The organism is Streptomyces sp. MI02-7b (genome assembly GCF_033793585.1).
Classification (GTDB): domain Bacteria; phylum Actinomycetota; class Actinomycetes; order Streptomycetales; family Streptomycetaceae; genus Actinacidiphila.
In genome coordinates this window covers 264,338-281,361 of sequence record NZ_JARAWX010000004.1, presented here as the reverse complement: position 1 = coordinate 281,361, position 17,024 = coordinate 264,338, and the positions used below count along the sequence as shown (strand labels likewise).

Sequence of the window (17,024 nt, the reverse complement as noted above, 5' to 3'; positions counted from 1 at the left end):
GCACAGCAAGGAGCACCCGCGATGTCCGTGCCGACCAGGGCTTTGGCGCAGGCCCTCGCCGAGGGCACTGTGGCCCTCGACGGCGGCCTGTCCAACCAGCTCGCCGACCAGGGCTGCGACCTGTCCGACGAGCTGTGGTCCGCCCGGCTGCTCGCCGACGACCCGGAGCAGGTCGAGGCGGCCCACGCGGCCTACGTCCGGGCGGGCGCGCGGGTGCTCATCACCGCCAGCTACCAGGCGACCCACGAGGGCTTCGCCCGGCGCGGAATCGGCAGCGACGCCGCGAGCGCGCTGCTGCGGCGCAGCGTCGAACTCGCCAGGGCCGCGGCGGACCGGGTGGCGGAGGAGGTGTGGGTGGCGGCGTCGGTCGGCCCGTTCGGCGCGATGCTCGCGGACGGCAGCGAGTACCGCGGGCGCTACGGACTGAGCATCGCGGAACTGGAGCGTTTCCACCGCCCCCGGATCGAGACCCTGGCCGAGGCGGGGCCGGACGTCCTTGCACTGGAGACCGTGCCGGACACCGACGAGGCCGAGGCGCTGCTGCGCGCGGTCGACGGGGTCGGTGTGCCCGTGTGGCTCACCTACACCGTCGAAGGCGACGCGACCCGCGCCGGCCAACCGCTGGAGGAGGCGTTCCGGATCGCGGCCGGCAGCGACGCCGTGATCGGCGTCGGGGTCAACTGCTGTTCCCCGGCGGACGCGGACCGGGCGGTGGAGACGGCGGCCGCAACGCAACTCCCCGTCGTGGTCTACCCCAACAGCGGCGAGACGTGGGACGCCACGACCCGCGCCTGGCACGGCGGTTCCTCGTTCGACCCGGAGCGGGTCCGCGCATGGGAGGAGGCCGGAGCCCGTCTCATCGGCGGCTGCTGCCGGGTCGGTCCCGGCGAGATATCCGGCCTGGCCGGTGCCCTCACCCGCTGACGCCCGGAAAACCGCTGGTCGCGCGGGGCGGAGCAGGGTGATACTCAGGCGGTGTTCCTGACGATATCGACCACTGGCAGCGGCGGCGCGCCCGCCACGGACCTCGGCTTCCTGCTGCACAAGCACCCGGAGAAGACGCAGATCTTCTCGACGTCCTACGGCGACGCCCATGTGTTCTACCCCGAGGCGTCCGAGCATCGGTGCACGGCCGCGTTGCTCCTGGAGGTCGATCCGGTGGCGCTGGTGCGGCGCGGCAAGGGCCGCGGCGGCGCACCCGACTCCGCGCTCGCGCAGTACGTCAACGACCGGCCGTACGCGGCGTCGTCGCTGCTCGCGGTCGCCCTGCGCACGGTCTTCGCCAGCGCGCTCAAGGGCGTGTGCACCGCGCGTCCGGAGCGCGCGGCGAGTCCGCTGCCGCTGCGGATCGCGATCCCCGCCGTTCCCGCGCGCGGCGGTGCGGCCCTCGTGCGCCGGTTGTTCGAGCCGCTGGGCTGGACGGTGGAGGCCGAACCGGTCCCGCTGGACGCGCAGTTCCCCGCCTGGGGCGACTCGCGGTACGTACGGCTGGTGCTGGAGGGCGAGCTGCGCCTCGCCGAGGCGCTGCGCCATCTGTACGTGCTGCTGCCGGTGATGGACGACGCCAAGCACTACTGGGTGTCGCCCGACGAGGTCGACAAGCTGCTGCGGATGGGGGAGGGGTGGCTCGCGGGCCACCCCGAGCAGCGACTGATCACCAGCCGCTACCTCGCCCGGCGCTGGTCGCTGACCCGGCAGGCCATGGAGCGGCTGGAGCTGGCCCGGCTGGCCGAGGCCGACGACAGCGAGCCCGAGGCACTGGACAACGCGGTGGACGAGGAGGTGGACACCGAGGAGAAGCCGGTACCGCTGGCTGTGCAGCGGCGGGAGGCGATCCTGACGGCACTGCGCTCCGCCGGCGCCGCCCGTGTTCTCGACCTCGGCTGCGGGCAGGGCCAGCTGGTCGGCGAACTGCTGAAGGACGCCCGTTTCACCGAGATCGTCGGTGTCGACGTGTCGATGCGGGCGCTCGGCGAGGCCACCCGGAGGCTGCGCCTGGACCGCATGGGCGACCACCGGGCGGCACGCGTGCGGCTGATGCAGGGCTCGCTCGCGTACACCGACACCCGGCTCAAGGGGTACGACGCCGCGGTGCTCAGTGAGGTCGTCGAGCACCTGGACCCGCCGCGGCTGCCGGCGCTGGAGTACGCCGTGTTCGGCACGGCCCGGCCCGCGACCGTGGTCGTGACCACGCCGAACGTCGAGTACAACGTGCGCTGGGAGACGCTGCCGGCCGGACACGTCCGGCACGCCGACCACCGCTTCGAGTGGACCCGCGAGGAGTTCCGCTCCTGGGCCGGGCAGGTGGCGCAGCGGCACGGATACGACGTCCGCCACCTCCCCGTCGGGCCGGACGACCCCGAGGTCGGCCCGCCCACCCAGATGGCAGTCTTCACCACGACCGCGAAGGAGGCGGTGGCATGACCGGCAAGCGCACCCTGCCCGTGACCGACCTGTCCCTCGTGGTCCTGATCGGCACCACCGGCTCGGGCAAGTCCACGTTCGCCCGGCGCCACTTCAAGCCCACCGAGGTGATCTCCTCCGACTTCTGCCGCGGGCTGGTCAGCGACGACGAGAACGACCAGAGTGCCAGCGGCGACGCCTTCGACGTCCTGCACTACATCGCGGGCAAGCGCCTGGCCGCCGGCCGCCTCACCGTCGTCGACGCCACCAGCGTCCAGCAGGAGAGCCGTCGCCAGCTGGTCCGGCTCGCCCGCGAGTACGACGTGCTGCCCATCGCGATCGTCCTGGACGTCCCCGAACAGGTATGCGTCGAGCGCAACGCCGCCCGTCCCGACCGCGCCCACCTGCCCCGGCACGTCGTGCAGCGCCAGCACCGCGAACTGCGCCGGTCCCTGCGGCAGCTGGAGCGCGAGGGCTTCCGCAAGGTGCACGTGCTGCGGGGCGCGGAGGAGGTCGAGGCGGCCGAGGTCGTCCTGGAGCGCCGCTTCAACGACAAGCGCGAGCTCACCGGGCCGTTCGACATCATCGGCGACGTCCACGGCTGCAGCTCCGAGCTGGAGACCCTGCTCGGCAAGCTCGGCTACGCCGACGGCGCCCACCCCGAGGGCCGCACCGCCGTATTCGTCGGCGACCTCGTCGACCGCGGACCCGACAGCCCCGGCGTGCTGCGCCGCGTCATGAGCATGGTCGAGTCCGGCAACGCCCTGTGCGTGCCCGGCAACCACGAGAACAAGCTCGGCCGGTACCTCAAGGGCAAGAAGGTCCAGCACACCCACGGACTCGCCGAGACCATCGAGCAGTTGGAGAAGGAGGACGCGAAGGACCCCGCCTTCCGTGAGCAGGTCCGGGAGTTCATCGACGGACTGGTCAGCCACTACGTGCTGGACGGCGGCAAGCTGGTGGTCTGCCACGCCGGCCTGCCCGAGAAGTACCACGGCCGCACCTCCGGCCGGGTCCGCTCGCACGCCCTGTACGGCGACACCACCGGTGAGACCGACGAGTTCGGCCTGCCCGTGCGCTACCCCTGGGCCGAGGACTACCGCGGCCGCGCCACCGTCGTCTACGGCCACACGCCCGTGCCGAACACCTCGTGGATCAACAACACGATCTGCCTGGACACCGGCGCCGTCTTCGGCGGCCGGATGACCGCGCTGCGCTGGCCCGAGCGCGAGATCGTCGACGTGCCCGCCGAGCGGGTCTGGTATGAGCCGGCCAAGCCGCTCGCCGCCGAGGCCCCCGGCGGCCACGAGGGGCGGCCGCTGGCCCTCGCCGACGTCACCGGCCGGCGGATCGTGGAGACCGCGCACCACGGCCGGGTCGCCGTCCGCGAGGAGAACGCGGCCGCCGCACTGGAGGTCATGAGCCGCTTCGCGGTCGACCCGCGGCTGCTCGCCTACCTGCCGCCGACGATGTCGCCGTGCGCGACCTCGCACGTCGAGGGGTACCTGGAGCACCCGCACGAGGCGTTCGCCGCCTACCGGGAGGACGGTGTGCGCGAGGTGCTGTGCGAGGAGAAGCACATGGGCTCCCGCGCGGTCGCCCTGGTCTGCCGCGACACCGAGGCCGCCCGTGTGCGCTTCGGCGTGACCGACGGGACCACCGGCACGCTGCACACCCGCACCGGCCGGCCGTTCTTCGACGACCCCGCCGTCACCGAGGCGGTGCTCGACCGGCTGCGGGCCGCCGTCACCGCCGCCGGCCTGTGGGACGAGCTCGGCACGGACTGGCTGCTGCTCGACGCCGAACTGCTGCCCTGGTCGCTGAAGGCCTCCGGCCTGCTCCGCAAGCAGTACGCCGCCGTGGGTGCCGCCTCCGGCGCCGTCTTCCCGGAGGCACTGGCCGCCCTGGAGGCCGCGGCGGCGCGCGGCACCGACGTCGCCGGGCTGCTGGGACGCCAGCGCGAGCGCGCCGGGGACGCCGCCGCCTTCACCGAGGCGTACCGGCGCTACTGCTGGACGACCGAGGGGCTGGACGGGGTGCGCCTCGCACCGTTCCAGATCCTGGCCGTCCAGGGCCGCAGCCTGGCCGCACTGCCGCACGACGAGCAGCTCGGGCTCATCGACCGGCTGGTCGCGGGCGACCCGACCGGGCTGCTGCAGGAGACCCGTCGGCTGCTGGTCGACACCGGCGACGAGGAGTCGGTGGCCGCCGGCACCCGCTGGTGGCTGGAGATGACGGAGGCCGGCGGCGAGGGCATGGTCGTCAAGCCGCTGCGGGCGCTGCTGCGCACCGAGGACGGCAACCGGCTGGTGCAGCCAGGCATCAAGTGCCGCGGCAGGGAGTATCTGCGGATCATCTACGGTCCGGAGTACACCCGGCCCGAGCAGCTGGCCCGCCTGCGCTCCCGCGCGCTCGGGCACAAGCGCTCGCTCGCGCTGCGCGAGTACGCCCTCGGCCTGGAGGCGCTGGACCGGATGGCCGCGGGCGAGCCCCTGTGGCGGGTGCACGAGGCGGTCTTCGCCGTCCTGGCGCTGGAGTCGGAGCCGGTGGACCCCCGTCTGTGACGGGTGAGGGGCGGGCACGTGGGTGCCCGCCCCTTCCAGGCGGTAAACCCCCGCCAAGTGGGAATGTCTAGCCCCATGGCATTCCATGTGGACTCCGAGGCCGGGCGGCTGCGCAGCGTCATCCTCCACCGCCCCGGCCTGGAGCTGAAGAGGCTCACGCCGTCGAACAAGGACGCCCTGCTCTTCGACGACGTCCTGTGGGTGCGCCGGGCGCGCGCCGAGCACGACGGCTTCGCCGACGTGCTGCGCGACCGGGGGGTGACGGTCCACCTCTTCGGCGATCTGCTGCGCGAGTCGCTGGCCCTGCCCGAGGCCCGGCGCCTCGTCCTGGACCGGGTCTTCGACGAGAAGGAGTACGGGCCGGTCGTCACCGACCACCTGCGCGCCGCCTTCGAGGAGCTGACCGCCGCCGAGCTGACCGAGGCACTGGTAGGCGGCATGACCAAGCGGGAGTTCCTGGCCCGGTTCGCCGAGCCGACCTCGGTGCGCTTCCACGTCATGGAGCTGGACGACTTCCTGCTCGATCCGCTGCCGAACCACATCTTCACGCGGGACACCTCCGCCTGGGTCTACGACGGCGTGAGCATCAACGCGATGCGCTGGCCCGCCCGCTGGCACGAGACCGTCCACTACGAGGCGGTCTACCGGCACCACCCGCTGTTCGCCGGCGCGGGCTTCCACGTGTGGTCCGAGGGCCAGGCCGCCTACCCCTCCACCATCGAGGGCGGCGACGTGCTGGTGATCGGCAACGGCGCCGCGCTGATCGGCATGAGCGAGCGCACGACTCCGCAGGCCGTGGAGATGCTGGCGCAGCGCCTGTTCAACGCGGGCTCGGCGACCACCATCGTGGCGCTGGACATGCCCAAGCGGCGGGCCTTCATGCACCTGGACACCGTGATGACCATGGTGGACGGCGACACCTTCACCAAGTACGCGGGGCTGGGCATGCTGCGCTCGTACACCATCGAGCCCGGCGCGGGGGAGCGGGATCTCAAGGTCACCGACCACCCGCCGGAGCACATGCACCGCGCCATCGCCGCCGCGCTCGGCCTCGACGACATCCGGGTCCTGACCGCCACCCAGGACGTGCACTCCGCGGAGCGCGAGCAGTGGGACGACGGGTGCAACGTGCTGGCGGTGGAGCCGGGTGTGGTCCTGGCGTACGAGCGCAACAGCACCACCAACACCTTCCTGCGCAAGCGCGGCATCGAGGTGATCGAGATCCCGGGGAGCGAGCTGGGCCGGGGCCGCGGCGGTCCGCGCTGTATGAGCTGCCCCGTCGTGCGCGACGCCGTGTGACGGCTCGGCGACGAAGCGGCCGCGACCGGGCGCTCCGGTCGGCGGGTTCGGCGGGTTCAGCCGGTGCGGCGGTGCGTCCGGTGCGTCCGCGCGGTAAATCGTGTGCCCCGCGGACACCGCAGGGGCTACGCTCGGCGCTGTGAACGTCATGGGCCGAAGCACCACCGCGACCGCGCGAGCGACCAGCTCGCCGGTTGCCGCCGCCTGACGTACCTCCTGCTTCCACCGGCGACCGGAAACGGTCCGCCGATGGCCCCATGGCTTCCCCGCCCCGGTTCCGATGATCGTGCGGACTGCTGTCCGGTGCCTCCCCGCTGCACACGCGAAGGAGTCATCCCATGCACACCGACCGGATCATGAGCACCGATCAGATCGCCCGCACGTTCGTCGAGTACTACGAGGAGCGCGGCCACCGCCGGATCACCGGCTCGACCCTGCTGCCGCCGCCCGGTGATCCGGTGCTGTTCACCACCTCGGGCATGCACCCGCTCACCCCGTACCTCGAGGGGCGCCCGCACCCGCTCGGCAGGCGGCTGGTCAATCTGCAGCGCTGTCTGCGCACCACGGACCTCGACGAGGTCGGCGACCGTACCCATCTGACCGTCTTCGAGATGCTCGGCACCTGGTCGCTCGGCGACTACGAGGGCCCGTCGAGTCTCGAGTGGGGCTACGGACTGCTCACCGAGGGGTTCGGCGTCGATCCGGCCCTGCTCCACGTCACGGTCTTCGGCGGCGACGACCGGACCGGCCCGGACACCGCCTCCCTGGAGCTGTGGCAGGGGCACGGGGTGCCGGTGGAGCTCACCGTCGAGGACAACTGGTGGTCCAACGGGCCGACCGGCCCGTGCGGCCCCGACTCGGAGATCTTCCTGTGGACAGGGGACACTCCGCCGAGGTCCACGCCGACCGGGGACGACCGCTGGGTGGAGGTGTGGAACCACGTGATGATGCGCCATCGGCGGCTCGCCGACGGTTCACTGGTGCCGCTTCCCCAGCGCAATGTCGACACCGGGCTCGGCCTGGAACGGCTGGCCTCGCTGCTGCAGGGGCGGACGTCGGTGTTCGAGTGCGACGTCTTCGACCCCTGGCGCCGCCTCGTACCGGTCCTGTGGCCGTTGGACGAACCGTCGCTGCGTCTGGTCTACGACCACCTGCGCTCGGCCGTCGTGGTGATCGGCGACGGGACGCTCCCGGCCCCTACCGGCCGCGGCTACGTGCTGCGCCGGCTGATCCGGCGGGTGCTCACCGTGCTGCGGCGGGACGATCCGTCGCGCGGCCTGGGGGACCTGCCGGACGAACTGGTCCCCCACACCCTCGACCACTTCCGGCAGGAGACGGACCCGGACACCGTACGCCGGGTGCTGCTCGAGGAGGAGCACCGCTTCGACCGGCTTCTGGAGCGCGGCCGGCGGGTGCTGGCCCGGCCCCGGTTCCGTGGCCCGCTGGGCGAGGAGGACTTCCGCTACCTCCACGACACCCACGGCCTGCCGCGCGACCTCGTCCTGAGCCTCCGGCCGCAGTGACGGGTCGGGGCGTGGCGAGGGATCCAGGCGGTTGCCGCGGCGTGCCCCCACCCGTGTGGTGGATTCCCGGTCGGGAGAACGGGATCCCCCACGCGGCGGGAAGGTGTGACCTGGCACGCCGCTTCGGGCGACCGATGCCCTGCCGACACGAGAATCGGCGCGCCGCGTCACAGTGGTGTCACCCAGTCTTCTTCCGGAAGGCTCTGTATAAACATGCGAATTCGCGTATATACTTTCACGTCATTGGTGTACGCGTGTTCGGCGCCCGGCCGACGACGACCTAGGAGCCCCTCATGGCCATCGACCTCGCCGGTCGCCCCTTCCTCAAGGAGCTGGACTTCGCCCCCGAGGAGTTCCGCGGCCTGGTGGAGCTGGCGGGCGAGCTGAAGGCGGCCAAGAAGGCGGGCGCCGAGGTACGGCGGCTGGCCGGCCGGAACATCGCGCTGATCTTCGAGAAGACCTCGACCCGCACCCGTTGCGCCTTCGAGGTCGCCGCCGCGGACCAGGGTGCCGCCACGACGTATCTGGACCCCTCCGGTTCCCAGCTCGGCCACAAGGAGTCGGTCAAGGACACGGCGCGGGTGCTGGGCCGGATGTTCGACGGCATCGAGTACCGCGGCACCGGTCAGGAGATCGTCGAGGAACTCGCCGCGCACGCCGGTGTCCCGGTGTGGAACGGGCTGACGGACCAGTGGCACCCCACGCAGATGCTCGCCGACGTCCTCACCATGACCGAGCACAGCGGCCGCCCGGCCGGTGACGCCGCCGGCATCGCCTACGCCTACTTGGGCGACGCCCGCTCCAACATGGGCAACTCCCTCCTGGTCACCGGCGCCCTGCTGGGCATGGACGTGCGCATCGTGGCCCCGAAGCGGCTGTGGCCCGACACGTCGGTCGTCGCGGAGGCGCACCGGCTGGCCGCCGCCACCGGCGCGCGCGTCACGCTCACCGAGGACGTCGCCGAGGGCGTGGCGGGCGCGGAGTTCGTCCACACCGACGTCTGGGTCTCGATGGGCGAGCCCAAGGAGGTCTGGGACGAGCGCATCGCGCTGCTCGCCCCCTACGCCGTGACCGCGGACGTCCTGCGGGCGACGGGCCGGGCCGACGTGAAGTTCATGCACTGCCTTCCCGCCTTCCACGACCTCGGCACGCAGCTGGGCCGGGAGATCCACGAACGGCACGGCCTGACCTCGCTGGAGGTCACCGACGAGGTCTTCGAGTCGCCGCACTCGGTCGTCTTCGACCAGGCGGAGAACCGGATGCACACCATCAAGGCGGTCCTCGTCGCCACCCTGGCAGGCGCCACGCCTATTGCGTAGTCGTGACGGCGGTCACGAAGGAGTGATAACTTCGCGGTGAAGGCAGTCTGCCTCCCCCGCGAAGGAGGACGTGCCCATGAGCCCCTACCGAGGCTCCGCAGGCCGCACCGAGGAATGGCGGCACCTGCGGGTGGACCGGGCCGACGGCATCGTCACCGTCACCCTCGACCGTCCCGACCGGCTCAACGCGCTGACCTTCGGCGCCTACGCCGATCTGCGCGACCTGCTCACCGAGCTGCCGCACGACGGCGACACCCGCGTCCTGGTACTCGCCGGAGCCGGCCGCGGCTTCTGCTCCGGCGGTGACGTCGACGAGATCATCGGCGCGACCCTCGCCATGGGCGCGGGCCAGTTGCTGGACTTCACCCGGATGACCGGGCAGGTCGTCCGCGCCATCCGCGAGGCGCCCTTCCCGGTGATCGCGGCGGTGCACGGCGTGGCGGCGGGCGCCGGCTCCGTCATCGCCCTCGCCTCGGACTTCCGGGTGGTCGAACGCTCCGCCCGCTTCGCCTTCCTCTTCACCAAGGTGGGCCTGGCCGGCGCGGACATGGGCGCCGCCTACCTGCTGCCCCGCATGGTGGGCCTCGGCCACGCCACCCGGCTGCTGATGCTCGGCGACACGGTCGGCGCACCCGAGGCCGACCGCATGGGCCTGGTCAGCGAACTCGTCGACGACGGGCAGGCCGACGCGAGCGCCGCGGCGCTGGCCAAACGCCTGGCCGCCGGGCCCGCACTGGCGTACCAGCAGACCAAGGCGCTGCTCACCGCCGAGCTCGACATGCCGCTGGCCGCGGCCGTGGAGATGGACGCCGCCACTCAGGCGCTGCTGATGACCAGCGCCGACTACGCGGAGTTCCACGCGGCGTTCACCGAGAAGCGCAGCCCCAACTGGAAGGGCCGCTGACCGTGCGAGTGGCCATCATCGGCGGCGGCCCCGGCGGCCTGTACGCGGCGGCGCTGCTGGCGCGCCTCGACCCCGAGCGGTCCGTCACGGTCTGGGAACGCGGCGCGCCGCAGGACACGTTCGGCTTCGGCGTCGTGCTGTCCGACGAGACGCTCGGCGGCATCGAGCACGCCGACCCGGTCGTCTTCCGCGCCCTGGAGCGCGAGTTCACCCGCTGGGACAACATCGACGTCCACCACCGCGGACGGGTGGTGACCTCCGGCGGCCACGGCTTCGCGGCCGTGGACCGGCGCCGGCTGCTCACGATCCTGCACGACCGGTGCCGTGCCCTCGGGGTGACCGTCCGCAGCCGCGAACTCGCCCCCGCTGCCGCGGAACTGGCCCGCACCCACGACCTCGTCGTCGCCGCCGACGGCGCCAACAGCGCCACCCGCGGCGCCCACGCCACGTCCTTCCGCCCCACCCTGACCGGCCACGGCTGCCGCTACATCTGGCTCGCCACCGACCTCGCCCTGGACGCCTTCCGCTTCGAGATCGTGGAGACCGAGCACGGGATCATGCAGGCCCACGGTTACCCCTACCGGCCGGGCGCCGCCACCTTCATCGTCGAGATGCACGAGGACGTCTGGCGCCGCGCCGGCCTGGACCGCGCGGACGAGACGGAGTCCATCGCCCGCTGCGAGAAGATCTTCGCGGACGCGCTCGGCGGCCACTCCCTGCGCGGCAACCGCTCCCGCTGGGGCGCCTTCACCACGGTCGTCAACGAGCGCTGGCGCCACGAGAACATCGTGCTGCTGGGCGACGCCGCGCACACCGCGCACTTCTCCATCGGCTCCGGCACCAAGCTGGCCATGGAGGACGCCCTCGCCCTCGCCGCGTCCCTGCGCGAACAGCCGGACCTCCCGGGGGCGCTGGCCGCGTACGAAGCCGAGCGGAGGCCCGTCGTCGCCAGTACCCAGCGGGCGGCGCGGGCGAGCCTGGAGTGGTTCGAGCACCTGGAGCAGTACGCGGCGCAGCCGCCGCGGCAGTTCGCGTTCAACCTGCTGACCCGCAGCCGCCGCGTCACCCACGACAACCTGCGGCTGCGTGACGCGGACTTCGCCGCCGCCGTCGAGCGGGACTTCGGCACCGCCCCGGACACCCCGCCGATGTTCACGCCGTTCACCCTGCGCGGGCTGACCCTGCGCAACCGCGTCGTCGTCTCCCCGATGGACATGTACTCGGCCACCGACGGGGTCCCCGGCGACTTCCATTTCGTCCACCTGGGCGCCCGGGCGCTGGGCGGTGCGGGTCTGGTCATGACCGAGATGGTCTGCGTCAGCCCCGAGGGCCGCATCACCCCCGGCTGCGCGGGCCTGTGGAACGACGAGCAGGAGGCGGCCTGGCGCCGCGTCACCGACTTCGCGCACACCCAGCCCGGGGCCGCGATCGGCCTCCAGCTCGGCCACAGCGGCCGCAAGGGCTCCACCCGCCTGATGTGGGAGGGCATCGACCAGCCGCTCCCGTACGGCAACTGGCCGCTCGCCGCGCCCTCCCCGCTGCCCTACCGGCCCGGCACCAGCCAGATCCCGCACGCCCTGGACACCGACGGGCTGGACCGCATCCGAGAGCAGTTCACCGAGTCCGCGCGGCGCGGCGCCCGGGCCGGCTTCGACCTGCTGGAACTGCACTGCGCCCACGGTTATCTGCTCTCCGGCTTCCTCTCCCCGCTCACCAACCGACGCACCGACGCCTACGGCCGCGACCTGGCCGGGCGGCTGCGCTTCCCGCTGGAGGTCTTCGACGCCGTCCGCGAGGTCTGGCCCGCCGACCGGCCCATGACGGTGCGCATCTCCGCCACCGACTGGGCCGAGGGCGGCACCACCGCCGAGGACGCCGTCGAGATCGCCCGTGCCTTCGCCGACCACGGCGCCGACGCCATCGACGTCTCCACCGGCCAGGTCGTCCCCGACGAGCGGCCCGACTTCGGCCGCTCCTACCAGACCCCCTACGCCGACCGGATCCGCAACGAGCTCGGGATCCCCGTCATCGCCGTCGGCGCCCTCTCCTCCTGGGACGACGTCAACTCCCTGCTCCTCGCGGGCCGCGCCGACCTGTGCGCGCTGGCCCGCCCGCATCTGTACGACCCCCACTGGACGCTCCACGCCGCCGCGGAGCAGGGCTACACCGGGCCCGGCGCACCGTGGCCGCTCCCGTACCAGGCGGGCAGCCGCAAGCCGCCCACCGGGCGCACGGACGCGCCGAGGCCGCGCCTGAGGCTGGACGGGTGACACACGTCAGGCGAAGACGGACGTGTCCAGGGAGAACGAGAACGGCTCGGGGAGGTCGAGTTCCTTCCCGAACAGGACGCGGACGTCCTGGCGGTAGTCCCCGTCGGCGGGCTCGCCGTACCGGGTGACGGTGCCCTCGGTGCGGTCCACCAGCAGGTAGAAGGGGATGCCGGCGGCCGCGTAGCCGCGGCGCTTCGGGCCGCGGTCCTTGTCCGGGCGCGTGGATGTCACCTCGACGGTCATGACGACTCCGTCGAGAACAGCCCACGCGTCGAGGCCTCGGAAGAACGGTCGCGGAGCCACGGTGGCGTCCGGGACGAAGCGGCCGAGCGGGGTGATCAAACCCTTCGTGCCGGCGCCGTAAAGTTCGGCGGAGATTTCCTGGCGATCTGCCAGAGCAGTTCCCCCACGGCGTCCTCGTGGTCTCCGTCGGGCGGCGGGGTCGCGACGATCTCCCCCTCGATCAGCTCGGCGCGGTATCCCTCGGGCCCCGTGAGGTCGAGGAAGGCGGCCAGCACGGCGTCGCCGCCGGAGTCCGGGCGTCCGGTCGCGGGCAGTGCCATGTCGCGTACCTCCTCGATCGTCATGGTTCCGCTCCCATGCGGTCAGGTCATGCCCCGCCGGTCGGCATGGGCATGTGTCCTGTCAACGATCACCCGCGGCGCCGGACACGTCATGCGATCAGCGGACCGGCAGGAACGCCGCGCCCGCGTCCCGGAGCCGGTCGTGCAGGTCGTGGAAGACCGCGGCGCTCCTGCCGCCGGGCCAGTCGCGGGGCAGCAGGGCGGGGGAGAGGCCGGGGTCGGCATAGGGCAGCCGGCGCCAGGAGTCGAGGGCCCGGAGGTAGTCCGCGAAGGCGTCCTGGGCCGGGGTGGTGCGGCGGGCGGCCCAGCGGCGCAGGACGGGCTCGTGGGCGTCGAGGAAGGCGAGGTGGAGCTCGGCGATGCCGTCCAGGTCCCACCAGCGGCGCACGGCGGAGGCCGTCGGCTCGAAGCCCAGGTGGGTGCCCGTGAAGAGGTCCACATAGGTGTCCAGGCCGAGGCGGCGCAGGGTGTGCCCGGCCTCGTCGTACAGCCGGGCGGGGGCGATCCACACTCCGGGCGCGGCGGTGCCGAAGCCCAGGCGGGCCAGCCGGGAGCGCAGCAGATGGCGCTTGTGGCGCTCGCTCTCGGGGACCGAGAAGACCGCGAGCACCCACTGCTCGCCGGCCGCCTCGTCGTCCGGGCGGCCGTAGATGCGCCGGTCGCCGTCGGCGAGCAGCTGCCGCGCGTCGTCGGACAGGACGTACCCGGCGGCCCCGTCGACGCGGTCCGGGGCGAGCAGGCCGCGCCGCTTGAGCCGGGAGACCGCGGAGCGGACCGACTGCGGGTCGACGTCCAGTGCGCCCATGAGCCGGATCAGTTCGGCGACCGGGATGCGGCCGTCCCACTCGCCGGTCCGCCCGTAGGCGCCGAAGTAGGTCACGATCAGCGAACTGGGAGTGTGCTCGGTCACGCGATCACTGTAGGTCGCGCAGCCGGAAGCGTTGCAGCTTCCCCGTCGGCGTGCGCGGAAGGGCCTGGACGAACCGGATCTCGCGCGGGCACTTGTAGCCCGCGATCTCCTCCTTGACGAAGGCGCGCAGTGCCTCGGCCGTTCCCGCGCGTCCGTCGTGCGGCAGCCCGTCGCGCAGGACGACGAAGGCCCGCACGACCTGCCCGCGGCCCTCGTCCGGCACGCCGATCACCGCCGCCTCGCGGACGTCGGGGTGGCGCAGCAGGGCCTCCTCGACCTCGGGGCCCGCGATGTTGTAGCCGGCCGAGATGATCATGTCGTCGGCGCGGGCCACGTAGCGGTAGTAGCCGTCCGGCTCACGCACATAGGTGTCGCCGGTCAGGTTCCAGCCCTCGCGCACGTAGTCGCGCTGCCGCTCGTCCGCCAGGTAGCGGCAGCCGGTCGGACCGCGTACGGCGAGCAGTCCCGGTTCGCCGTCCGGCAGCGGAGTGATCGTCAGCGGGTCGACCACGCGCGCCTCGTAGCCCGGTACCGCGACGCCGGTGGTGCCGGGCCGGATCGCCTCGTCGGCGGCGGAGATGAAGATGTGCAGCATCTCTGTGGCGCCGATGCCGTTGATGATGCGCAGCCCGGTCGCCTCGTGCCAGGCCCGCCAGGTGGCGGCGGGCAGGTTCTCGCCCGCGGACACGCAGCGCCGCAGCGAGGACAGGTCGTATTCGCCCGGGAGCTGCAGCATCGACCGGTAGGCGGTGGGCGCCGTGAAGAGCACGCTGACCCGGTGGGTGCCGACGGCCCGGGCCAGTTGCTCCGGCCCGGCCTGCTCCAGGAGCAGAGTGGAGGCCCCCGCCCGCAGCGGGAAGACGACGAGCCCGCCGAGCCCGAAGGTGAAGCCGAGCGGCGGGCTGCCCGCGAACACGTCGTCGGCGCGGGGTCGCAGGACGTGCGCGGAGAAGGTGTCGGCGATGGCGAGCACGTCGCGGTGGAAGTGCATGCAGCCCTTGGGGCGGCCCGTCGTGCCCGAGGTGAACGCGATGAGCGCCACGTCGTCCGCGGAGGTGGCCACGGCCGCGAAGCGGTCCGGCTTGGCCGCGGCCAGCCGCAGCAGGTCGTCGGAGGCCTCCCCGCCGTACGTCGCGATCCGCAGTCCCGGCACCTCGGCCTTGGCCAGGTCGTCCACCGACCGGATGTCACACAGCGCGTGCCCCACGGCGGCGAGGCGGCCGATCGTCGCCAGCTCCTGGGCGCGGTGCGCCGCCAGCACCGTGACCGCGACGGCCCCCGCCTTCATCACGGCGAACCAGCAGGCCACCAGCCACGGCGTGGTCGGCCCGCGCAGCAGCACGCGGTTGCCGGGCACCACGCCGAGGTCGTCGACGAGCACGTGCGCGATGCGGTCGGCGGCGGCGCGCAGGTCGTCGTACGACCACACCTCGCCGTCCGGCATGCGCAGGCAGGGCGCGTCGGGCGTGCCCCCGGCGAGCAGTTCGGCGCCGCAGTTGAGCCGGTCCGGGTACGCCATGGAGGGGAGGTCGCAGGACAGGACGGGCCACTGGTCACGCGGCGGGAGGTGCTCCCGCGGGAAAGTGTCCACGTGTGCGGATGGCAGCAGGTCCATGGCGGGTTCGCCCCTCGTTGGCACCTGGTTGCGGACGGATTCAGCGTAACGTGTTTGTGACGGCAGTCAACGGTACGCGATACGGGAGGTGCCCCGTGGCATCGTTCGCGCTCGACCCGGAACAGCTCAAGTGGTGCGCGCAGGTGCGCGACTGGGCCGCGGAACGGCTGCGGCCGCTCGCCGAGGCGGGTGAACCGGGCCGCGTCAACCGGCCGCTGCTCACCGCGCTCGGCGAACTCGGTCTGCTCGACCGCCTGTTCTCGGGCACCGCACTCGACCTGTGCCTGCTGCGGGAGTCCCTGGCCCGAGAGTGCACCGAGGCCGAGACCGCCCTCGCCTTGCAGGGACTGGGCGCGCACGCCCTGCTGGGGTCACCGGAACTGGCCGGCCGCTGGATCCCGCGGGTCGTGTCCGGCGAGGCGGTCGCCGCGTTCGCCCTCACCGAACCCGGCGCCGGATCGGACGCCGCCGCCCTGGAACTGGCCGCCGAGCGCGACCCGTCGGAGGGCGGCTGGCGGCTCAGCGGCGAGAAGTGCTGGATCTCCAACGCCCCCGACGCCGACCTCTACACCGTCTTCGCCCGGACCACCCCCGGGGCGGGCGCCCGCGGCGTCACCGCCTTCGCCGTCCCCGCCGACCGGCCAGGACTGGGCGGGCAGCGGCTCGACATGCTCTCCCCGCACCCGATCGGCCGGCTGACCTTCGACGCCGTCCCGGTCGGCGAGGGGGACGTCATCGGCGAAGTGGACCGCGGCTTCCGCGTCGCCATGACCACCCTCAACCGCTTCCGGCCGAGCGTCGGGGCCTTCGCCGTCGGCATGGCCCAGGCCGCCCTGGACGCGGCCACCGCCCACGCCGCCTCCCGCACCGCTTTCGGCGCCCCCCTGAAGGACCTCCAGTCCGTCTCCCACAGCCTCGCCGAGATGGCCACCCGCACCGAGGCCGCCCGCCTGCTGGTGTACGCGGCCGCGGAGGCGTACGACGCGGGATCGCCCGGAACGGCGCGCAGTTCCGCCATGGCCAAGCTCTTCGCCACCGAGACCGCCCAGTTCGCCGTGGACGCCGCCGTCCAGATCCACGGGGCCCGCGCGCTGGAACGCGGTCATCTGCTCGAACACCTCTACCGCGAGGTCCGCGCGCCGCGTATCTACGAAGGTGCCACCGAAGTCCAGCGGTCGATCATCGCCAAGGAGCTCTTCGCATGACCCTGCACCGCGTCAACCCGCCCGAACTCTCCCCGCCCACCGGCTTCAGCCACGCCGTGACCGCCACCGGCCGCACCCTGGTGTTCCTCGCGGGCCAGACCGCGCTCGACGCCTCGGGGAAGATCGTCGGGGACACCCTCCCGGACCAGTTCGAGCTGGCCCTGACCAATCTGCTCACCGCCCTCCGCGCGGCCGGCGGCACGCCGGCCGACCTCGCCCGTCTCACCGTCCACACCACCGACGTCGCCGCCTATCGCGCGCACGCCCCCGAACTGGGCCGCGTCTGGCGGACCCTGGCCGGCCGCGACTATCCCGCCATGGCCGTCATCGGCATCACCCGGCTGTGGGACGAGGAGGCCATGGTCGAGCTCGACGGCCTCGCGATGCTGCCCTAGGGCCGGGCCGCCGAGGGGGACTGCGGCCAGCCG

General features: G+C 73.0%; 14 protein-coding genes. 10 read left to right on the top strand and 4 right to left on the bottom strand.

Annotation, left to right across the window (positions count from 1 at the left end; all coding sequences use genetic code 11):
- Positions 1 to 21: 21 nt before the first annotated feature.
- The 8 genes from mmuM to PV364_RS08140 all read left to right on the top strand — a co-directional run bounded on the left by mmuM (position 22) and on the right by PV364_RS08140 (position 12,282).
- Complete coding sequence (mmuM, locus tag PV364_RS08175; protein WP_319659056.1) at positions 22 to 924, top strand: homocysteine S-methyltransferase; 903 nt, start codon at positions 22 to 24, stop codon at positions 922 to 924.
- 51 nt (positions 925 to 975) lie between these two features.
- The gene (locus tag PV364_RS08170; RefSeq protein WP_319659055.1) at positions 976 to 2,424 is read left to right on the top strand and encodes a 3' terminal RNA ribose 2'-O-methyltransferase Hen1; all 1,449 of its coding nucleotides are present in this window, start codon (positions 976 to 978) and stop codon (positions 2,422 to 2,424) included.
- Positions 2,421 to 4,967, top strand: a complete 2,547-nt coding sequence (locus PV364_RS08165; RefSeq protein WP_319659054.1) for a polynucleotide kinase-phosphatase — start codon at positions 2,421 to 2,423, stop codon at positions 4,965 to 4,967. The genes PV364_RS08170 and PV364_RS08165 overlap by 4 nt, the downstream gene beginning before the upstream one ends.
- Positions 4,968 to 5,042: 75 nt before the next feature.
- A complete protein-coding gene (locus PV364_RS08160) occupies positions 5,043 to 6,266 on the top strand; it encodes an arginine deiminase (RefSeq protein WP_319659053.1) in 1,224 nt (407 codons plus the stop codon).
- A gap of 356 nt (positions 6,267 to 6,622) precedes the next feature.
- Positions 6,623 to 7,789 (top strand): alanine--tRNA ligase-related protein, encoded by a 1,167-nt coding sequence (locus tag PV364_RS08155; protein WP_319659249.1) that lies wholly within the window; start codon positions 6,623 to 6,625, stop codon positions 7,787 to 7,789.
- Positions 7,790 to 8,082: 293 nt separating this feature from the next.
- The gene (gene argF, locus PV364_RS08150) at positions 8,083 to 9,108 is read left to right on the top strand and encodes an ornithine carbamoyltransferase (RefSeq protein ID WP_319659052.1); all 1,026 of its coding nucleotides are present in this window, start codon (positions 8,083 to 8,085) and stop codon (positions 9,106 to 9,108) included.
- A 76-nt stretch (positions 9,109 to 9,184) separates the two neighbouring features.
- Positions 9,185 to 10,012 (top strand): enoyl-CoA hydratase family protein, encoded by an 828-nt coding sequence (locus tag PV364_RS08145; RefSeq protein WP_319659051.1) that lies wholly within the window; start codon positions 9,185 to 9,187, stop codon positions 10,010 to 10,012.
- A 2-nt stretch (positions 10,013 to 10,014) separates the two neighbouring features.
- Positions 10,015 to 12,282, top strand: a complete 2,268-nt coding sequence (locus PV364_RS08140; protein ID WP_319659050.1) for a bifunctional salicylyl-CoA 5-hydroxylase/oxidoreductase — start codon at positions 10,015 to 10,017, stop codon at positions 12,280 to 12,282.
- Positions 12,283 to 12,288: 6 nt separating this feature from the next.
- On the opposite strand, the gene PV364_RS08135 is transcribed toward PV364_RS08140, so the two are convergent.
- From PV364_RS08135 to PV364_RS08120, 4 genes are all read right to left on the bottom strand, one after another.
- A complete protein-coding gene (locus PV364_RS08135) occupies positions 12,289 to 12,585 on the bottom strand; it encodes a Uma2 family endonuclease (protein WP_319659248.1) in 297 nt (98 codons plus the stop codon).
- Between the two features lie 35 nt (positions 12,586 to 12,620).
- Positions 12,621 to 12,869 (bottom strand): Uma2 family endonuclease, encoded by a 249-nt coding sequence (locus PV364_RS08130; protein WP_319659049.1) that lies wholly within the window; start codon positions 12,867 to 12,869, stop codon positions 12,621 to 12,623.
- Between the two features lie 94 nt (positions 12,870 to 12,963).
- Positions 12,964 to 13,776: a PaaX family transcriptional regulator C-terminal domain-containing protein gene (locus PV364_RS08125; protein ID WP_319659048.1), complete on the bottom strand. Its 813-nt coding sequence runs from the start codon at positions 13,774 to 13,776 to the stop codon at positions 12,964 to 12,966.
- Positions 13,777 to 13,780: 4 nt separating this feature from the next.
- Positions 13,781 to 15,391: an AMP-binding protein gene (locus tag PV364_RS08120; RefSeq protein WP_319659047.1), complete on the bottom strand. Its 1,611-nt coding sequence runs from the start codon at positions 15,389 to 15,391 to the stop codon at positions 13,781 to 13,783.
- 95 nt (positions 15,392 to 15,486) lie between these two features.
- Here PV364_RS08120 and PV364_RS08115 point away from each other — a divergent pair, with 95 nt between their 5' ends.
- Together PV364_RS08115 and PV364_RS08110 are read left to right on the top strand one after the other, a co-directional pair.
- Complete coding sequence (locus PV364_RS08115; RefSeq protein ID WP_319659046.1) at positions 15,487 to 16,596, top strand: acyl-CoA dehydrogenase family protein; 1,110 nt, start codon at positions 15,487 to 15,489, stop codon at positions 16,594 to 16,596.
- Entirely contained in the window at positions 16,593 to 16,991 is a 399-nt protein-coding gene (locus tag PV364_RS08110) for a RidA family protein (RefSeq protein ID WP_319659045.1), read from the top strand. Before PV364_RS08115 ends, PV364_RS08110 begins: the two co-directional genes overlap by 4 nt.
- Positions 16,992 to 17,024: the final 33 nt, after the last annotated feature.